The organism is Streptosporangium sp. NPDC004631 (assembly GCF_053601935.1).
The window spans coordinates 89,439-107,338 of the sequence record NZ_JBSGCR010000008.1 but is presented as its reverse complement, the minus strand read 5'-3'; the positions used below and the strand labels follow the sequence as shown (position 1 = coordinate 107,338).

11 protein-coding genes are annotated in these 17,900 nt (G+C 71.4%); 5 read left to right on the top strand and 6 right to left on the bottom strand.

The features are described 5' to 3' along the window. The first annotated feature begins 190 nt into the window (after positions 1-190). Positions 191-1,834, top strand: coding sequence for an RNA polymerase sigma factor (locus ACWEF2_RS11080; protein WP_453814078.1), 1,644 nt, complete (start codon positions 191-193; stop codon positions 1,832-1,834). 130 nt (positions 1,835-1,964) lie between these two features. Here ACWEF2_RS11080 and yaaA read toward each other — a convergent pair whose 3' ends face one another. Continuing rightward, entirely contained in the window at positions 1,965-2,705 is a 741-nt protein-coding gene (gene yaaA / locus ACWEF2_RS11075; protein WP_453814077.1) for a peroxide stress protein YaaA, read from the bottom strand. A gap of 203 nt (positions 2,706-2,908) precedes the next feature. Then, a complete protein-coding gene (locus ACWEF2_RS11070) occupies positions 2,909-3,139 on the bottom strand; it encodes a DUF7455 domain-containing protein (protein ID WP_355596220.1) in 231 nt (76 codons plus the stop codon). Between the two features lie 239 nt (positions 3,140-3,378). On the opposite strand from ACWEF2_RS11070, the gene ACWEF2_RS11065 reads away from it, so the two are divergent. Then, complete coding sequence (locus ACWEF2_RS11065) at positions 3,379-5,451, top strand: DNA gyrase/topoisomerase IV subunit B (RefSeq protein ID WP_453814075.1); 2,073 nt, start codon at positions 3,379-3,381, stop codon at positions 5,449-5,451. A gap of 46 nt (positions 5,452-5,497) precedes the next feature. Here ACWEF2_RS11065 and ACWEF2_RS11060 read toward each other — a convergent pair whose 3' ends face one another. Further along, complete coding sequence (locus ACWEF2_RS11060) at positions 5,498-5,992, bottom strand: beta-class carbonic anhydrase (RefSeq protein WP_453814073.1); 495 nt, start codon at positions 5,990-5,992, stop codon at positions 5,498-5,500. Positions 5,993-6,157: 165 nt separating this feature from the next. On the opposite strand from ACWEF2_RS11060, the gene ACWEF2_RS11055 reads away from it, so the two are divergent. Continuing rightward, entirely contained in the window at positions 6,158-6,475 is a 318-nt protein-coding gene (locus tag ACWEF2_RS11055; protein WP_453814071.1) for a hypothetical protein, read from the top strand. 227 nt (positions 6,476-6,702) lie between these two features. Here the strand turns inward: ACWEF2_RS11055 and ACWEF2_RS11050 are convergent, their stop codons facing one another. Together ACWEF2_RS11050 and ACWEF2_RS11045 are read right to left on the bottom strand one after the other, a co-directional pair. After that, positions 6,703-9,258 carry a DNA gyrase/topoisomerase IV subunit A gene (locus ACWEF2_RS11050; RefSeq protein ID WP_453814070.1) on the bottom strand — a complete coding sequence of 852 codons (2,556 nt, stop codon included), beginning with the start codon at positions 9,256-9,258 and terminating at the stop codon, positions 6,703-6,705. A 699-nt stretch (positions 9,259-9,957) separates the two neighbouring features. Beyond that, positions 9,958-11,586 carry a SulP family inorganic anion transporter gene (locus ACWEF2_RS11045; protein WP_453814068.1) on the bottom strand — a complete coding sequence of 543 codons (1,629 nt, stop codon included), beginning with the start codon at positions 11,584-11,586 and terminating at the stop codon, positions 9,958-9,960. A gap of 215 nt (positions 11,587-11,801) precedes the next feature. Between ACWEF2_RS11045 and ACWEF2_RS11040 the strand changes: the two genes are divergently transcribed. Next, a complete protein-coding gene (locus tag ACWEF2_RS11040; RefSeq protein WP_453814269.1) occupies positions 11,802-13,871 on the top strand; it encodes a RecQ family ATP-dependent DNA helicase in 2,070 nt (689 codons plus the stop codon). A gap of 188 nt (positions 13,872-14,059) precedes the next feature. Here the strand turns inward: ACWEF2_RS11040 and ACWEF2_RS11035 are convergent, their stop codons facing one another. Next, positions 14,060-14,953: a carbohydrate kinase family protein gene (locus ACWEF2_RS11035; RefSeq protein ID WP_355596232.1), complete on the bottom strand. Its 894-nt coding sequence runs from the start codon at positions 14,951-14,953 to the stop codon at positions 14,060-14,062. Between the two features lie 158 nt (positions 14,954-15,111). On the opposite strand from ACWEF2_RS11035, the gene ACWEF2_RS11030 reads away from it, so the two are divergent. Further along, the gene (locus ACWEF2_RS11030; protein WP_453814066.1) at positions 15,112-17,772 is read left to right on the top strand and encodes a bifunctional acetate--CoA ligase family protein/GNAT family N-acetyltransferase; all 2,661 of its coding nucleotides are present in this window, start codon (positions 15,112-15,114) and stop codon (positions 17,770-17,772) included. Positions 17,773-17,900 lie beyond the last annotated feature (128 nt).

The following is a 17,900-nucleotide window of genomic DNA, read 5'->3' as shown; positions in this document are numbered from 1 at the left end:
GCACTACTCTCTTGGTCGGCCTAGGGTGGAGGGCAACCGCCAGGAGGCGGCCGTATGGACCACGGTGTCGTGCCACAATGCTGGACAGGTGCGTCGCGGTTCCACGCAGCCTCGTTCATCACAACTAGAGGTATCGCCCCTAGTGGGCACCTGGGTCCATTCTCGTCACGCTTTCCTTCGAGAGGTGTTCGTGTCGCCTGCAAGTTCGACTCGCTCGAAGCCATCCGAGCTGAACGAGCCCGTCATTCAGCAGCTGATGGAGCGGGGACGCTCGCAGGGGTTCCTCGAGTCCGAGGATGTCCGCAAGGCCGTCGAGGAAGCGGACATTCCGATGGCGCAGGTCGCTGGAATCCTGCGCAGCCTCAGCAAAGAGGGCATCACCGTACGACTTACCGCTGAGGACTCCGCAGCTCCCAAGAAGTCCCGGACTTCCGCCAAACGCCGTACCCCCGCCGCTCCCGCCCCGGTCAAGAAGACGAAGACCGCCGCGGCGGCCAAGGAGCAGCCGGAGACCGTGACCGCGGTCGTCAGCGGCTCCGAGCCCGCGCCCGCGGCCAAGAAGCCGACGCCCCCGGCCAAGAAGGTCGCGCCGGCTGCCAAGAAGCCGGTTCCGGCCCCGCCGAAGAAGGCGGGGTCCTCCCCGGCCGCACCCGCGCCCAAGTCCGATCCGAAGCCGAAACCGGCGGCCGGGGAGGACGACGAGGTCATCGATCTTGAGGACGTCGAGATCGAGGACTTCGATCTCGAAGTCGAGGTGGAGGTCGAAGTCGAGGCCGAGGCCGAGGTGGAGGCTGAAGTCGAGGCCGAGACCGAGACCGAGGAGGAGCCCAAGGCCGAGGTCGTCGAGCAGAACGAGGACGAGGTCCTCATCCTCTCCGACGACGACGACGACGCCCCCGTGCCGCAGGTCGCCGCGGCCGGTGCCACCGCCGACCCGGTCAAGGACTACCTCAAGCAGATCGGCAAGGTCCCCCTGCTCAACGCCGAGCAGGAGGTCGAGCTCGCCAAGCGCATCGAGGCGGGGCTGTTCGCCGAGGAGCAGCTGGGCACGGACGGAGACCGGCTGCCGGTCGACGTCCGCGCCGAGCTGGAGTGGATCGCCGAGGACGGCCGCCGGGCCAAGAACCACCTGCTGGAGGCCAACCTCCGCCTGGTGGTCTCGCTGGCCAAGCGCTACACCGGCCGGGGCATGCTCTTCCTGGACCTGATCCAGGAGGGCAACCTGGGCCTGATCCGCGCGGTCGAGAAGTTCGACTACACCAAGGGCTACAAGTTCTCCACCTACGCCACCTGGTGGATCCGGCAGGCGATCACCCGGGCCATGGCCGACCAGGCGCGGACCATCCGCATCCCGGTCCACATGGTCGAGGTGATCAACAAGCTGGCCCGTGTCCAGCGGCAGATGCTGCAGGACCTCGGCCGCGAGCCCACTCCCGAGGAGCTGGCCCGCGAGCTCGACATGACCCCCGAAAAGGTGGTCGAGGTCCAGAAGTACGGCCGTGAGCCCATCTCCCTGCACACCCCGCTGGGTGAGGAGGGGGACAGCGAGTTCGGCGACCTCATCGAGGACTCCGAGGCGATCGTCCCGGCCGACGCCGTCAGCTTCACGCTCCTGCAGGAGCAGCTCCACTCGGTCCTCGACACCCTGTCCGAGCGCGAGGCGGGTGTGGTCTCGATGAGGTTCGGCCTCACCGACGGCCAGCCCAAGACGCTGGACGAGATCGGCAAGGTGTACGGGGTGACGCGCGAGCGCATCCGGCAGATCGAGTCCAAGACCATGTCCAAACTGCGCCACCCGTCCCGGTCCCAGGTCCTGCGCGACTACCTCGACTGAGATCAGGTGACGAAGGGCTCACGCCGGGTGGCGTGAGCCCTTCGTCGCTCACCCGGCAGAGCGCGTCCCGGGACACGCCGGGCCGCCGGGCGTCCGCCGCGTGGACGCCCGCCAGAGGCCGGGGATCCCGTCAGACCATGACGTCGACGGTCCACGACCGCCTGCCGGCCGGGGCCGGGCCCAGGGCGACGGTGTGACCGAGATCGTCCAGGACCTTGGCCAGCTCCTCCGGGGTCTGCGGATCGACGTTCCCCACCAGCAGCGAGCGGGCGATCACGCCACGGGTCGCCTTGGCCATGTGGCTGACGACCTTGCCGTCCTTGAGCACCCGTACCGCCACCGCCCGGCCGGCGGGCCGCCAGGCCGCCGCGTAGGTGCTCGAACGCAGGTCCACCACCAGGCCGGCACAGCTGTCCAGGGCCGGGGTGATCGATCGGCGCCAGTAGGCGCCCAGCCCGCCGAGCGGCGGCAGCCGTACTCCCATGGAGAGCCGGTACGGCGGCACCCTGTCGGTGATCCTCAGCACCCCCCAGAGCCCGGAGAAGATCAGGAGGCTCCGCGCGGCCCGCGCGGCGGCTTCGGGGGGCAGCGAGGCCAGGCCGAGGTTGTCGTAGAGCACCCCGGTGTACAGCTCGGCGGCCGTCAGCGTGGGCGCGGTCCGCAGGTCCAGGTTTCTGCCGATCTCACCGAGCTGCCCCGGTGACAGGCCGAGGACGGCCTGCGCCTCGGGCCCCTCGCACAGGGTGGCGAGCGCGTCCAGGACGGTCTCCCGGGAGGCGTTCAGGGACCCAAAGGCCAGCCGGGACAGGTCGAGGGCGGGGCCGTCGCCCAGCGCGGCCTTCCCCTCCGACGGAGGCAGCAGAATCAGCACAGTCGTCGAGCCTAGCCAGGCGGCCGGGATGAGGCTGCCCGGAGCCGGTGAACACCGCGTGCCCCGCTCTCGGTGAACATGGGAGCAGGGCGCGCGGCCGGGATATTTGATTATGGCCGGGGGTCGGCACCGGGAGGAGGTCACCTCGAGGACGGGCGGGTGCCGCGGCGCCGGGCCGATGTCGCCATCGGGCCCGCCGGCCCCTACCGTTCGTCTTTGTTCGCGGTTGAAGGGGTGTCGCTGAGGCGTGCCGACTCGTCCTGGATGTCGGCGCCCTTGTCTCTCAGCACGGTCACGTGCTGACGCCCGTGGTGGGCGCAGAACAGCAGCTCCCCACCTACGGGCAGGGTCGCGCGGATATAAGCCTGGGCACCGCACCGGTCACAGCGGTCCGTGGCCGTCAGCTGCTTGGCGGGGGCGAGAGTTCCAGTCACGTATCGCCTTTCAGGTCATCCCCTTGCGGAGGATCTGGCGTCAGTCACTTGAGACAACATCTAACCCGATACGGACGTTCCCAACCGACCCCCCGCTACGCCGAGAGCGGAAAGTCGCCGAAAGTGACGGTGATCACGTCTGGGGTAACGCGGCCGGCGTCCTGATGGCAAGCTTGTACGCGCCGCGGCGGGAAGAACGGTAAGCTGCGCACACGTGTTCGAGCAGAGTGGGAGTGGGTGTGACCGCAGTTAGCGCGGAGACGGGTTATACAGCGCGCCACCTGTCGGTGCTGGAGGGCCTTGAGGCCGTCCGCAAGCGCCCGGGCATGTACATCGGGTCCACCGACAGCCGTGGTCTCATGCACTGTCTCTGGGAGATCGTGGACAACGGGGTCGACGAGGCCCTGGCCGGTCACTGCACCCGCATCGAGGTCGAGCTTCACGCCGACAGTTCGATCGAGGTCCGCGACAACGGCCGAGGCATCCCGGTGGACGTCGAGCCCAAGAGCGGCCTGGCCGGAGTCGAGCTCGTCTACACCAAGCTGCACGCGGGCGGGAAGTTCGGTGGCGGCTCCTACGCCGCCTCGGGCGGCCTGCACGGGGTCGGCGCCTCCGTGGTCAACGCCCTCTCCTCCCGGCTGGACGTCGAGGTCGACCGGGGCGGCCGGATCCACGAGATCAGCTTCCGCAGGGGTGTGCCCGGTGTCTTCGACGGCGACGGGCCCACCGCCAGGTTCAAGAAGAAGTCCGGCCTGCGCGACGGCGGCCCGCTCGGCCGCCGCGTCACCGGCACCCGCGTCCGCTTCTGGGTGGACCACCAGATCTTCCTGCCCGAGGCCGAGGTCTCCCTCAGCGAGATCCACGTCCGTCTCCGCCAGACCGCCTTCCTGGTCCCCGGCCTGACCCTGGCCGTGCGCGACAGCCGCGGCGAGGAGGCCGTCGAGGAGGAGTTCCGCTTCGACGGCGGCATCTCGGAGTTCGCCGAGTTCCTCGCCCGCGACGAGCCCGTCTGCGAGGTCCTGCGCCTGCAGGGCGTCGGCCACTTCCACGAGACCGTGCCGGTTCTCGACGACCTGGGCCACATGACCTCCACCGAGGTCCAGCGCGAGCTCACCGTGGACGTCGCGCTCCGCTGGGGCAAGGGCTACGACAGCACCGTCCGGTCCTTCGTCAACGTGATCGCCACCCCCAAGGGCGGCACCCACGTCAACGGCTTCGAGCGGGCCCTGGTCCGCACGCTGAACGAGCAGCTGCGCGAGACCCGCCTGCTGAAGAACGGCGACGCCCCGGTCACCCGGGAGGACATCCTGGAGGGGCTCACCGCGGTGGTGACCGTCCGGGTGCCCGAGCCGCAGTTCGAGGGGCAGACCAAGGAGGTCCTCGGCACCTCGGCGGCGTCCCGGATCGTCGCCCACGTCGTCTCCCGCGACCTCAAGGAGATCTTCACCAACCCGCCCCGCGGTGCCAAGCAGCAGCTGCGCGCGGCGCTGGAGAAGATCGCCGCGGCGTCCAAGGCTCGCATCGCCGCCCGCGAGCACCGCGACAACCAGCGGCGCAAGACCGCCCTGGAGAACTCCGCGCTCCCCGCCAAGCTGGTCGACTGCCGCAGTGACGACGTCGACCGCAGCGAGCTGTTCATCGTCGAGGGCGACTCGGCGCTGGGCACCGCCCGTGCGGCCCGCGACTCGGAGTTCCAGGCGCTGCTGCCGATCCGGGGCAAGATCCTGAACGTGCAGAAGGCTTCCGTCGCCGACATGCTCAAGAACGCCGAGTGCGCCGCGATCATCCAGGTCATCGGCGCGGGCTCCGGCCGTTCCTTCGACATCGAGGCCGCCCGCTACGGCAAGGTCATCCTGATGGCCGACGCCGACGTCGACGGCGCGCACATCCGCTGCCTGCTGCTCACCCTGTTCCACCGCTACATGAAGCCGATGGTGGAGGCCGGCAGGGTCTTCGCCGCGGTCCCGCCGCTGCACCGGATCGAGGTCACCAACCCCGGGCGCGGACAGGGCAAGTACATCTACTGCTACTCCGACTCCGAGCTGCACCGCGTCCTGCGGGATCTGGAGCGCCGGGGCAAGCGCTGGAAGGACCCCGTGCAGCGCTACAAGGGGCTGGGCGAGATGGACGCCGACCAGTTGGCGGAGACCACCATGGAGCCTCGGCACAGGACTCTGCGCCGGGTCAGGATCGAGGACGTCGAGGCGGCCGAGAACATCTTCGCCCTTCTCATGGGCAGCGACGTGGCCCCCCGCAGGGAGTTCATCGTGAACAGCGCGGCCGAGGTCGACCGCGACCACATCGACGCCTGACCCGGTGTTCCGGCGCCGGTGAGCCCGCCGGCGCGCGGCCGGGGCCTCACATCTCGACGGGCGTCAGCCTGCCGGTCCGCACGTCGTAGACGGCGCCGCCGACGGCCAGGTCCGAGGGGAGGAACGGGCTGGTCCTGATGCGCGTCAGGTCGCGGCGGAGCGCGGAGGCCTGGTCGGGGACGGTGTGGAACTCCAGGCTCCGGGTGTCCACGCCGTGCCGGGCCGCGAGTCTGTGCACCTCGTCATCAGTGATCTTCGCCATGCCGCAGTCGGTGTGCGGCATGACGAGCACCCGGTTCACACCGAGCAGGTAGACCGCGAGCACGAGCGTCCGCAGCACGTCCTCGGTCACCCGGGCACCCGCGTTGCGCAGGATCTTGGCGTCGCCGGGTCTGAGGCCGAACACGCCCAGCGGGTCGATCCGGGAGTCCATGCAGGTGACCACGGCCAGGCCACGAGCCGCCTTACCGGTCAGCTCGGAGCCGGTGAAGGTACTGGAGAACTCCTTGTTCGCGGCCAGCAGGTCGTCGAAGCGGCTCACGTACACACCTTTTCGGTCAGTGGAATCAACGGATTAATGATGCTGCATGGCTGTTTGGTGTGTGCTTCCGGGCTCCCCATCTCCCCGACTTGGGGAAGATCCCACACTTGATGCTCACCATGAGTGATGATGTGCTGACGTAAAGTGCGGACCCTGGAGAGGATCATGAGCGGGATCGAATCCCTGGCCGAGTATCTGCGCGCCGAGGGCAGGCGCAAGCTGGACCGGGTGGAGGTTCGTGACGACGGCCGCAACGCCCGGTCGGCGCTGGCCCTGCTCGACGCGGCCGCCTACACCGCATCGCTGGGCGACGACGATCCGCTGGTGGGGGTCCTGGTGGACGCCGGCTGCTTCGGCCCGCACGGGTTCGGCGAGTTCCGGCCCGGCGAGCAGGTGGCCGGGCTCATCCGCTCCTGGGAGTCCGGAGAGCCCTGGCAACTGCTGATGGCCATCCGGTTCGCCCTGCAGGGGTCGCTGACCTGAGGGCTCCGCCCGCCCCGGGGGACGGCGCCGCCCTCGCCGGCTCCGGGCGGGTTCCGTCCGTGCCGGGGCGGGGCCGGGAGGCCGGGGACGTGAACTCCAAGGGACATGAGCCCCCGTAACGGTCCCAGAACCCCCAGAGCCCCAGAGGTCCGGGCTCACCGGGCGTCAGCCCGGCCCGGAGCGGCGCGGGGTTCTGCGGGGCCTGGGGACTCTCGGGTGGAGCGGGGTCACTCCCTCCCGGAGGCAGGGGAGCCGCCGGGGGCGGCGGGGTCTTCGCCGAAGGTGCCGCCTGAGACCCCCGCATGGCCGCCCGTGCCCTCGGAGACGTCCTCGGAGGCGCCGAGGGCGCCGCCCACGGCCGCCACCGTGTGGGTGAGCCGGAGGCCGGACCCGTCGCGACGGCCCAGTTCCTCGGGGAGCGGGACCGGCTTGCCGACGGTGGAGACCGCGCGGGCCGGGGCGGGGCCGGCCCAGGCGAGCAGCAGCACGTCCTCGCCCTTGAGGAACCGCTGGACCCGGACACCGCCGGTGGCGCGGCCCTTGACCGGATACTCGGCGTAGTCGGAGACCTTCGCGCCGCCGACCTGGGTGCCGGGCAGGGCGGTGGAGGATCCCGCGATCGTCACAACCCTGGACTCGTGTTCCGGGTCGACCACGCCGAACCAGATCACGGACGCTCCGTCGTCCAGCCGTACGCCCGCCATGCCACCGGCCGGGCGGCCCTGCGGCCGGACGACGGAGGCCGGGTAGCGCAGCAGCTGGGCGTTGGAGGTGATGAAGGTGAGGTCGTGGTTCTCGGAGGTCAGCTCCACCGCCCCCACCACGCTGTCGCCGTCCTTGAGCCCGATGACCTCGAAGTCGTCGCGGTTGGCCGGGTAGTCGGGGACGACCCGCTTCACCACGCCCTGCGCGGTGCCCAGGGCCAGGCCGGGGCCTTCGGGGTCGAGCGAGCCGACGCCCACCACCGTCTCGCCGGGGTTCAGGGTGACGTACTCGGACACCGGATGCCCGCCGGACAGCGACGGCGGATTGGCCGAGGGGGGCAGCGTCGGCAGGTCGACCACCTGGATCCGGATCATCCGGCCCTGGTTGGTGACCATGCCCACCTCGCCCCTGACAGTGCTCCTCACCACCGAGATCAGCACGTCGTGGGCCGAGCGGTCGCCCTCGCCCGCCAGGGGTGAGGCGTCGGTGGTGCGGGCCAGCAGGCCGGTCGAGGAGAACAGCACCAGGCACGGGTCGTCGGCGACCTCCAGCGGCGCGGAGGCGTTCCTGGTGACGCCTGAGGACTCCAGGAGCACCGTACGGCGAGGCGTGCCGAAGGTCTTGGAGATCTGGGCGAGCTCGTCGGAGACGACCTTGCGGAGCCTGTCCTCGGAGGACAGGATCGCGGTCAGTTCGGCGATCTCCTCCTGGAGGGTCTGCCTCTCCCCGTCGAGCTCCAGCTTGTCGAAGCGGGTCAGGCGGCGCAGCGGGGTGTCTAGGATGTAGTTGGCCTGGATCTGTGACAGCCGGAAGGTCTCCACCAGCCGCTCGCGGGCCTGGCCTGAGTCGTCCGATGAGCGGATGACCTGGATGACCTGGTCGATGTCGAGCAGGGCGATCAGCAGGCCCTCGACCAGGTGCAGGCGCTCCTCGCGCCTGCGCCTGCGGTGCAGCGACCTGCGGCGGATCACGTCGATGCGGTGGTCGACGTAGACCTTGAGCAGTTCGCGCAGGCCCAGGGTGCAGGGCTGGCCGTCGACCAGCGCCACGTTGTTGATGCCGAAGGTCTCCTCCATCGGCGTCAGCCGGTAGAGCTCCTCAAGCACGGCCTCGGGGATGAAGCCGTTCTTGATCTCGATGACCAGGCGCAGGCCCCTGTGCCGGTCGCTGAGGTCCTTGAGGTCGGAGATGCCCTGGAGCCTCTTGGCGGTGACCAGCTCTCTGATCTTGGTGACCACCCGCTCGGGGCCGACGTTGAAGGGCAGCTCGGTGACGATGATGCCCTTGCGCCGGGGGCTGACCTGCTCCACCGCGCACCTGGCGCGCATCCGGAAGGTGCCCCGGCCTCGGGCGTAGGCGTCGCGGATGCCGTCCAGGCCGATGATCGTGCCGCCGGTGGGCAGGTCGGGGCCCGGCACGAAGCGCATCAGGTCGTCGAGTGTGGCGTCCGGCTTCTTGATCAGGTGGCGGGCGGCCGCGATGACCTCGACGAGGTTGTGCGGCGCCATGTTGGTCGCCATCCCGACCGCGATCCCGGTGGCCCCGTTGACCAGAAGGTTCGGGAAGGCCGACGGCATGACCGTGGGCTCGGTCTCCTGGCCGTCGTAGTTGGGCTTGAAGTCGACGGTGTCCTCGTCGATCGACTGGACCATCGACATGGCCGCGGCGGTCAGCCGGGCCTCGGTGTAGCGCATCGCGGCGGGCAGGTCGTCGGGGGAGCCGAAGTTGCCGTGCCCGTCGATCAGCGGCAGCCGCATCGAGAACGGCTGCGCCATACGGACCAGCGCGTCGTAGATGGCGGTGTCGCCGTGCGGGTGCAGTTTGCCCATCACGTCGCCGACGACTCGCGACGACTTCACGTGTCCCCGGTCGGGCCGCAGGCCCATCTCGCTCATCGAGTAGAGGATGCGGCGCTGGACCGGCTTGAGGCCGTCCCTGGCGTCGGGCAGCGCGCGCTGATAGATGACCGAATATGCGTATTCAAGATAGCTGGCACGCATTTCGGCGGAAACGTCGATATCGACGATCCGCTCCTCGAAGTCACCGTCAGCCGGGGGTGTGGTCGTCCGTCGAGCCATCTGATTTCCTGCGCGGGTGCCTCGGCTTTCGGGCCGAGGAAGAGGCGCATCCTCCTTCTGTCTTCGTGGTGTAAAGGTAGCCGTCGGCTCGATGGGGGAGCCTCCGACCGGGATGTGAGCCGCGGGTACGCTCCGCGCCGACCTCGGCGCGGCGACGTCCGGCGGTGCGCGCGGTGACGCGCCCCATCCGCTCACACGGGGGAGGCGGGGTCATCAGGCGCCTCCTCGGTGACGGCGGGACCGGTCGCCTGCGGGCTCGATCCCGATCGACGTGACCGTACATGGTGCGGAGGCTCGCCACCATACTCGCCGAGTCCGACACTCACCGCCTTCCCGGGGCGGAGCGGTCCACGTCTCCGCGCCGGGCTCCAGTCGGCACTTCCCCCGCGGCGGGTCCACGGTGGCCTCTCGGCCCGGTGCCGGTCACCGCCCGCCTCAGCGGTGGCCGCCGGTTTTATCCGCGGGCGGAATCGCTTCATGGATAGCATTCTCCCGGTCGGAACGGGCCTGACCTGTCCGTCGCCCACCTCGGCGGGGAAAGGCGAGAAACCATTCCCGGCGGGGAATGGGGGAGCGGCGATGAGATGCGTAACGTCACGGTGCGCGAATGGACCGGCCTTCTGGCCGGCCGTTCGTGTTGCACCGCCCCGGCAGGGCCCGCGCCGCCGTCCCCCGCCGCAGCCCGAGACCCCGCGGGGTTCAGGACTCGGAGGCGCGGTAGGCGGCGACCGCCGCCTCCACGCTCGGATGTATCCGGCCCCGCCGGGAGAGCCGCTCCCAGGCCCCGGTGCGCCGGAGCAGTTCGGTGGGCTCCAGGCTCTCGACGGCGACCCAGAGGCCGAAGCCGCGCTGTTCCAGCGTGGCGTGGAACTCCTTGGCCGCGGAGACCGCGGTGAGGTCCATGCCGGGCACGCCGGTCAGGTCGACGAGCAGGGCGCGCGGCCGGGGGGCGGCGGCCTCGACGAGCGCCGTCACCCGCTCCGCCACCCGCCGGGCGTTGGCGAAGTAGAGACGGCTCTCGACGCGCACGATCAGCAGTCCCGCCTCGGTCTGGTCCGACGGGTACCGCCCGAGGTCGCGGTAGGCCCCCGAGGCCGGGTCACGGCCCAGCGGGTAGATCGCCGGGTTGTCCACCTGGTGCAGCAGCAGGAGTAGCGAGATCACGACCGCGGCCAGCACGCCCTGCATGATGCCGAAGCCGACCGCCACCAGCATCGTGAGGCAGGCGAGCGCGAACTCCGGGCGCCTGACCCTCCAGATCGCCACCAGCGCGTGGACGTCGACCAGGCGTACCGCGATGGTCAGCACGAGCCCGCCCAGGGCGGCCATGGGCAGCGGGCCCAGCGTGGGGGCCAGGAAGAGCAGCAGCGCCGCCGCGCAGAGCGCGGTCACGATCTCGGCCGTCTGGCTCCGGGCGCCGGAGGCGTCGTTCACCTCGGTCTGCGTCATCCCTCCCGCCGCGGGATAGGCCCGGAAGATCCCACCGGCGGCGTTGGCCAGCCCGAGCGCGAACAGTTCCCGGTCGGTGTCCAGAGGGGGGTCGTCCCGGTGCCGGAAGATCCTCGCCGCGGTGATCGACTCCACGAAGGCCAGCAGCGCCACGCCCAGGGACATCGGCGCCAGCACCCGGATCAGGTCGAGGTCGAGGCCGGGCAGGAGCGGCGTCGGCAGGCCGCCGGGCACCTCGCCGACCGTGGCCACGCCGTGCGACCGCAGGTCCGTCAGGAAGCTGACCAGGGTGACGGCCACCATCGCGACCAGCGGGCCCGGCACGCGGGGCACCCGCCGCAACGCCACGAGCAGCAGGATCGTCCCGCCGGAGACGAGCATCGTGGGCAGGTGGGCGTCGCCCAGCCTGCCGAGGGCCGACAGCAGCCGGTCGAAGACCTTGTCCCCCTCCGGGTGGACACCGATCACGGTGCCGAGCTGGCCGGCCACGATGGTCAGGCCGATGCCGCTCTTCACCCCGGTCATCACCGGCTCGGAGATGAAGTCGGCCAGGAACCCCAGCCTCAGGGCGCCGGAGACGGCGAGGACCACCCCGGTCAGTACGGCCAGCGTGGCGGCGGCGGTCATCGGCGAGGTCCCCGCCGGCGCCGAGGCGAGGGCGGCGGCCGTCAGCGCCGACAGGGTGGAGGTGGTGCTGACCGACATCGGGCGTGAGGTGCCGGTCAGCGCGTAGGCGATCATGGGAACGAGCGCGCAGTACAGCCCCGCCTGCACGGGAAGCCCCGCGATGGTGGCGTACGCGGCGGCCTGGGGCAGCACGACGGCGGCCGTCGTGACCCCCGCCACCGTGTCGGCGCGCGGTGCGCTCAGGTTCAGCATGTGGGTGAAGCGCGACTCTCCTCGGTGGTTCCCTGCCGATCACCCCACTCTGCTACCGGTTCCCCCGCGCGGGGCCGAAGGGGCCTCGGCGGTTCGGTCAAGGTTTGGCCGGGCGCCTGGCCGGGGCCGGGTGGGGTCGCCGGACGCCTCCGATGGCGAACCGGAGTGAAACAGTCCCCGGGACCTGGTACCAATGACCGGTGAGCGAAGAGCGGATGCTGCGGGAAGAGGCCGAGGGACGGCTGCGGGCGCTGGCGGGCGAGCACGCCCGGCTGCGCGAGGACCAGTGGGCGGCGATCAAGGCCCTGGTCGTGGACCGCAACCGGGTGCTCGTGGTGCAGCGGACCGGCTGGGGCAAGTCGGCGGTCTACTTCGTCGCCACCGCGCTCCTGCGCGAGCTGGGCGAGGGGCCGACCGTCATCGTGTCACCGCTGCTGGCCCTGATGCGCAACCAGATCGCCGCCGCCGAGCGCGCCGGGATCAACGCGGTCACCGTCAACTCGGCCAACCCCGAGGAGTGGGAGCAGATCTACGCTCAGGTCGCCGAGGGTGTGGTCGACGTGCTGCTGGTCAGCCCCGAGCGGCTCAACAACCCCGACTTCCGCGACCAGATCCTGCCCGAGCTGGCCGAGAGCGCCGGCCTGGTCGTGGTGGACGAGGCGCACTGCATCTCCGACTGGGGTCACGACTTCCGGCCCGACTACCGGCGGCTGCGCACCATGTTCGAGGAACTGCCCGAGGGGGTGCCGGTCCTGGCCACCACCGCCACGGCCAACGCCCGGGTCACCCACGACGTCGCCGAGCAGCTGGGGGAGAACACCCTCGTCCTGCGCGGGCCGCTGGAGCGCGAGAGCCTCCACCTCAACGTGGTACGGCTCCGCGGCGCCGAGCAGCGCCTGGCCTGGCTCGCCCAGACGCTCCACGAGCTGCCCGGCTCCGGGATCGTCTACACCCTCACCGTGGCCGCGACCCAGGAGATCGCCGCCTACCTGCGTGAGCAGGGCCACGAGGTGGCGGCCTACTCCGGCCAGACCGAACAGGCCGAACGGCTCGCCGCCGAGCAGGCCCTGCTCGACAACAAGATCAAGGCGCTGGTCGCCACCTCCGCGCTGGGCATGGGATACGACAAGCCCGACCTCGGCTTCGTCGTCCACGTCGGCGCGCCGCAGTCGCCGGTCGCCTACTACCAGCAGGTCGGCCGGGCCGGGCGCGGCGTCGAGCGCGCCGAGGTGATCCTGCTGCCCGGGGCGGAGGACCGGGAGATCTGGGCCTATTTCGCCTCGCTGGCCTTTCCGCCCGAGCCGGTGGTGCGGGCGGTGCTCGCCGCCCTGGAGGGGGGCGGTGTGCTGTCCACGGCCGCGCTGGAGAACCGGGTGGACCTCAGCCGCAGCCGGCTGGAGACGATGCTCAAGGTCCTCGACGTGGACGGCGCGGTCCGCCGGGTCAAGGGCGGCTGGGAGGCCACCGGCGAGGCGTGGGCCTACGACGCCGACCGCTACGCCAGGGTCGCGGCGGAGCGGGAGGCCGAGCAGCGGGCCATGCTCGACTACCTCGACACCACGGGCTGCCGGGAGGAGTTCCTCCGCCGCCGTCTGGACGACGACACCGCCACGCCGTGCGGGCGCTGCGACAACTGCACCGGTGCGCACCGCTCGCCCGAGGTCGGGACCGAGGCGGTGAGGCGCGCGGCCGAGAGCCTGCGGCGCCCCGGGGTGGAGATCGAGGCGCGTAGGCAGTGGCCGACCGGGCTGGCCGACCTGAAGGGCCGGATCAGGCCGGAGCTGGGCGCGGAGCCGGGAAGGGCTCTGGGCCGTCTGACCGACATCGGCTGGGGCAACCGGCTCCGCGGACTCCTGGCCGACGGCGCGCCCGACGGCCCGGTCCCCGACGACGTGTTCGCCGCCGTGGTCGAGGTGCTGGCGTCCTGGGAGTGGGCGTCCCGCCCGGTGGCCGTGGTGGCGGTGCCCTCCGCGACCAGGCCCCGGCTCGTCCGGAGTCTGACCGAGCGGCTGGCCCAGGTCGGACGCCTGGCCTACCTGGGTGACCTGGGATATCGGTCCGGGCCGCCTGGACGGCAGTTCAACAGCGCCCAGCGGGTTCAGGCCGTCCGGGCCACGCTCGCGATGCCCTCCGCGCTCGCCGACGCCGTCGCCAAGGCCGATGGGCCGGTCCTGCTGGTCGACGACCGGGCCGACACCGGCTGGACTCTGACGCTCGCCGCCGCCATGCTCCGCCACGCCGGAGCGCCCGCAGTGCTGCCGCTCGTCCTCGCGGTCACCTCCTGAACCGGCGGCTCCTCGGCGGCCGATTCCTCGCGACCGGTCCCGGACACCTGGACGCCGCCCTCCGGGCGGAGGCAGGCGGAGACGGGGCCGGGCCGGACGAGGGTGGGGGCGGGCCGGAGGCCCCGGGCACGTGGGAGCGGGGCAGAGGCGGGGCCGGGAGCGACAGGCCGAGGGCCGGCGGGGCCGGGTCAGAGGCGGGGGCGGGCACCCAGGTGGGAGATGGCCCGGGAGGCAAGGTGGCAGCCCGCGGCGAGGGCCTCGGCGGGAGGCTTGTTCTCCAGCCAGGCCGGGAGGAAACCGGCGGTGAAGGCGTCACCGGCACCGGTGCCGTCCACCACCCGCTCCACGGCCTCGGCGGGGACCTTGACCGGCTCGGCGCGGCTGTTGGTGTACCACAGCGCGCCCTCGTCGTTGAGCTTGATCACGACCTGGGGGAACCAGGCGGTCAGCACCTTGGCGGCGGCGTCCGGCTCCTCGCGGCCGGTCAGCACCTTGGCCTGGTCGGCGTTGGCGAACAGCAGCTTGGCGTTCTGGGTCCACTCAAGGAACGGCTCGGCACCGGTCCGCTCCAGAGGGGCGGAGGACGAGCAGTCCACCGAGATGGACATGCCGGCGCGGCGGGCCGTCTCCAGGGCCGCGAGACCGGCCTCCCGGGAGCCCTCGTTGATCAGGGTGTAGCCCGACAGGTGCAGGTGACCGCCCTGGACGAACAGGTCGCGGGGCAGGTCCTCCGGCGACAGGGCGGCGTTCGCCCCCGGATCGGACAGCATGGTCCGCTCGCCCTTGTGGGTGACCAGTACCACGCAGGTGCCGGTCGGCCGTTCCGGATCCATGACGAGACGCGCGTCGACGCCGTAGCCCATCAACTCCATGTCGCGGTTACGCCCCGTGATGTCGGCGCCGCGACGCCCGATGAAGGCCACCTCGGCCCCCTCGACGGCGAGCCAGGAGGCGATGTTGGCTCCCGAACCACCGCCGTGCATGGTGACGATCGCCGGTGTGTCGCTGGCTCTCGCCAACGGGTAGCGAGCCCGGGCGACCGCGTCGGTCATGAGATCGCCCACCACGACCACCCGCGTCATGATGTCACCACCTTGCTGCCTTCGATGCTGACGTGCCTCTAGCCGCCAAAAACTTAACAGCTTCCGGCCAGCGTATGGGGTCGGGAGCGGACAGCGGGCCATAGTCGATGCACAAGCGTTGTGTGAACCTGCCACAATCCGCCCGGCCGGTCTGGCATATGCCATTCACGGCTACTCTCGGGACTGTGGAGGCTGTTCGGTATCCCGCCCACTGGGAGGCGGACGTCGTCCTGTCGGACGGCGGCACCGCCCATGTACGCCCGATCCGTTCCTCCGACGCCGACCGGCTGCGCTCCTTCTACTCCAGGCTCTCCGAGGAGACGATCTACTTCCGTTTCTTCGGCCCCCGGCCCCGGCTGTCGGACCGCGACATCACCCGGTTCACCGACGTCGACTACGCGGACCGCGTCGCGCTGATCGCGACGATCGGCGCGGAGATGGTGGCGGTGATCGGCTATGACCGGATCGAGCCGGGGGAGGCGGAGGTGGCCTTTCTCGTCGAGGACGCCCACCAGGGACGCGGGGTCGCCTCGGTGTTGCTGGAGCACCTGGCCGAGACGGCCAGGGAGCGGGGGATCGCCCGGTTCGTCGCCGACGTGCTGCCCGCCAACCGGAAGATGACGGCGGTGCTCAGACAGGCGGGCTACACCGCGCAGAGCCGGTTCGCCGACGGCGTGGTCCGGATGACCCTCGACCTCACGCCGACCGAGACCTCCCAGGAGGTGACCGCCTCCCGCGAGCACCGGGCCGAGTCCCGCTCCATCGAGCGGTTGCTCTCGCCGGGTTCCGTGGCGGTCGTCGGCGCGGGCAGGGAGCCGGGCGGCATCGGTCAGACCGTGCTGCGAAACCTGCTCGCCGCGGACTTCGCCGGCCCGGTCTACCCGGTGCACCGTGAAGCGCGGGCCGTCGCCGGGGTGCGGGCCTATCCCAGTGTGACGGCCATCGACGGCGAGGTGGACCTGGCGGTGCTGGCCGTACCCGCCGAGGGGGTGATCGAGGTGGTGAAGGAGTGCGCGGAAAAGGGGGTGCGCGGGCTGATCGTGGTCTCCTCCGGCTTCGGCGAGACCGGTCCGCAGGGGCGGGCGAGACAGGATGAGATGGTCCGTATCGCCCGCGCGTACGGGCTGCGCGTCGTCGGTCCCAACTGCCTCGGCGTCGCCAACACCGATCCGGCGGTCCGGCTGAACGCCACCCTGGCCGCGACCGTTCCCGGGCACGGCAGGGTCGGCTTCTTCAGCCAGTCGGGCGCCCTGGGCACCGCGCTGCTGCAGCGGGTGGCCCAGCGCGGCATGGGCATCTCCTCGTTCGTGTCGGCGGGCAACCGCGCCGACGTCTCGGGAAACGACCTCCTGCAGTACTGGGAGGAGGACCCCAGGACCGATGTGATCCTGCTCTACCTGGAGTCGCTGGGAAACCCCCGTAAGTTCGCCCGGCTCGCGCGGCGCATCTCCCGGCGCAAGCCGATCGTGGTGGTCAAGAGCGGCGGCGCCACCCAGGGCGTGCCCACCGGTCACGCCGCGCCCACGCTCGGCCTGCCCGACACCGCGCTGAGCTCGCTGTTCGAGCAGGCCGGGGTGATCCGGGTCGACGACCTGATCCAGCAGTTCGACGTGGCGCAACTCCTGGCCTACCAGCCGCTGCCCGCCGGGCCCAGGGTCGGCCTGGTGGGCAACTCCGACGCGCTGGCGCTGCTCGCGGTCGACGCCTGCGCACGGGCCGGGCTCGACCCCCGGCCGCCGGTCGACCTCGGCGCGCGGGCGGGGGCGGCCGAGTACGGCGCGGCCCTGGCCTCGGTGCTCCCGGAGGTGGACGCGGTGGTCGTGATCTACATGCCGCCGATCCCCGGCGGGGCGGCCGAGGTCGCCGCCGAGCTGCTGAGGGTCTCCCGAGACCACGGCAAACCGGTGCTGGCCACGTTCGAGGGAGAGGTCGGCGTGCCGCCGGAGCTGCGGGCGGGGCCCACCCCCGAGCGGGGCTCGATCCCCTCCTACGCCGCGCCGGAGGAGGCGGTCCGCGCCCTGGCCCACGTCGTACGGCACGCCCGCTGGCGGGAGCGGCCCGCGGGCCTCCCGGTGGAACTTGAGGACGTCGACACCGCCGCGGCCCGGCGGCTCGTGGCGGCGGGGCTGAGGGAGGCCAGGACCGAGATCGACGCCGCCGGGCTGCTCGCCTGCTACGGGCTGGCCGTGTGGCCCGCCGAGACGGTGGGCTCGCCGGAGGAGGCCGTCGCGGCGGCCGGGCGGCTGGGCTGGCCGGTGGTGCTGAAGGCCGCCGATCCGGAGGCGGCCAAGCGCGCCGGGACCGTCCGTCTCGGACTGTCCGGCCCCGACGGGGTGGCCGAGGCGTTCGCCGGCCTGACGGAGCAGCTCGGCCCGGACGCCGTGCTCGCGGTGCAGCGGATGGTCCCGCAGCCGGCGGTGCCGACCGTGGCCGGCGTCGTCGAGGACTCCGCGTTCGGCGCGGTCGTCTCCTTCGGACTGGGCGAGGTCGGTGCGCGGTTGCTGCGCGACGAGGCGTACCGGCTCGCCCCGCTGACCCGTGAGGACGCGGCGACGCTGGTCAGGTCGCCGCGCGCGGCCCCGCTGCTCTTCGGCGAGTACGGCTATCCGCCGGTCGCGGTCGGGGCGCTGGAGGATCTGCTGGTCCGGATCGGGCGGCTGGCCGACGATCTGCCGGAGGTGGCCAGGCTGGACCTCGACCCGGTGCTGGTGGGGGAGTCCGAGGTGGCCGTGCTGGGGGCGCGCGCCGTGCTGAGCAGCCTGGAGGGTCCCCGGGTCGACGCGGGACCGCGCCGCCTGGGACCGAGCCGGTCACGGTAAAAACCTCATGATCGGCGATTCAACTACAATTACCTGTCAAAACCTCAATTAACTGTTCTCTTTCATAAGGAAACAGCATTCGGTCGGGATTGTGTTTTTCGCCGAGGGCCGAACCTCGCGCGCTCCAG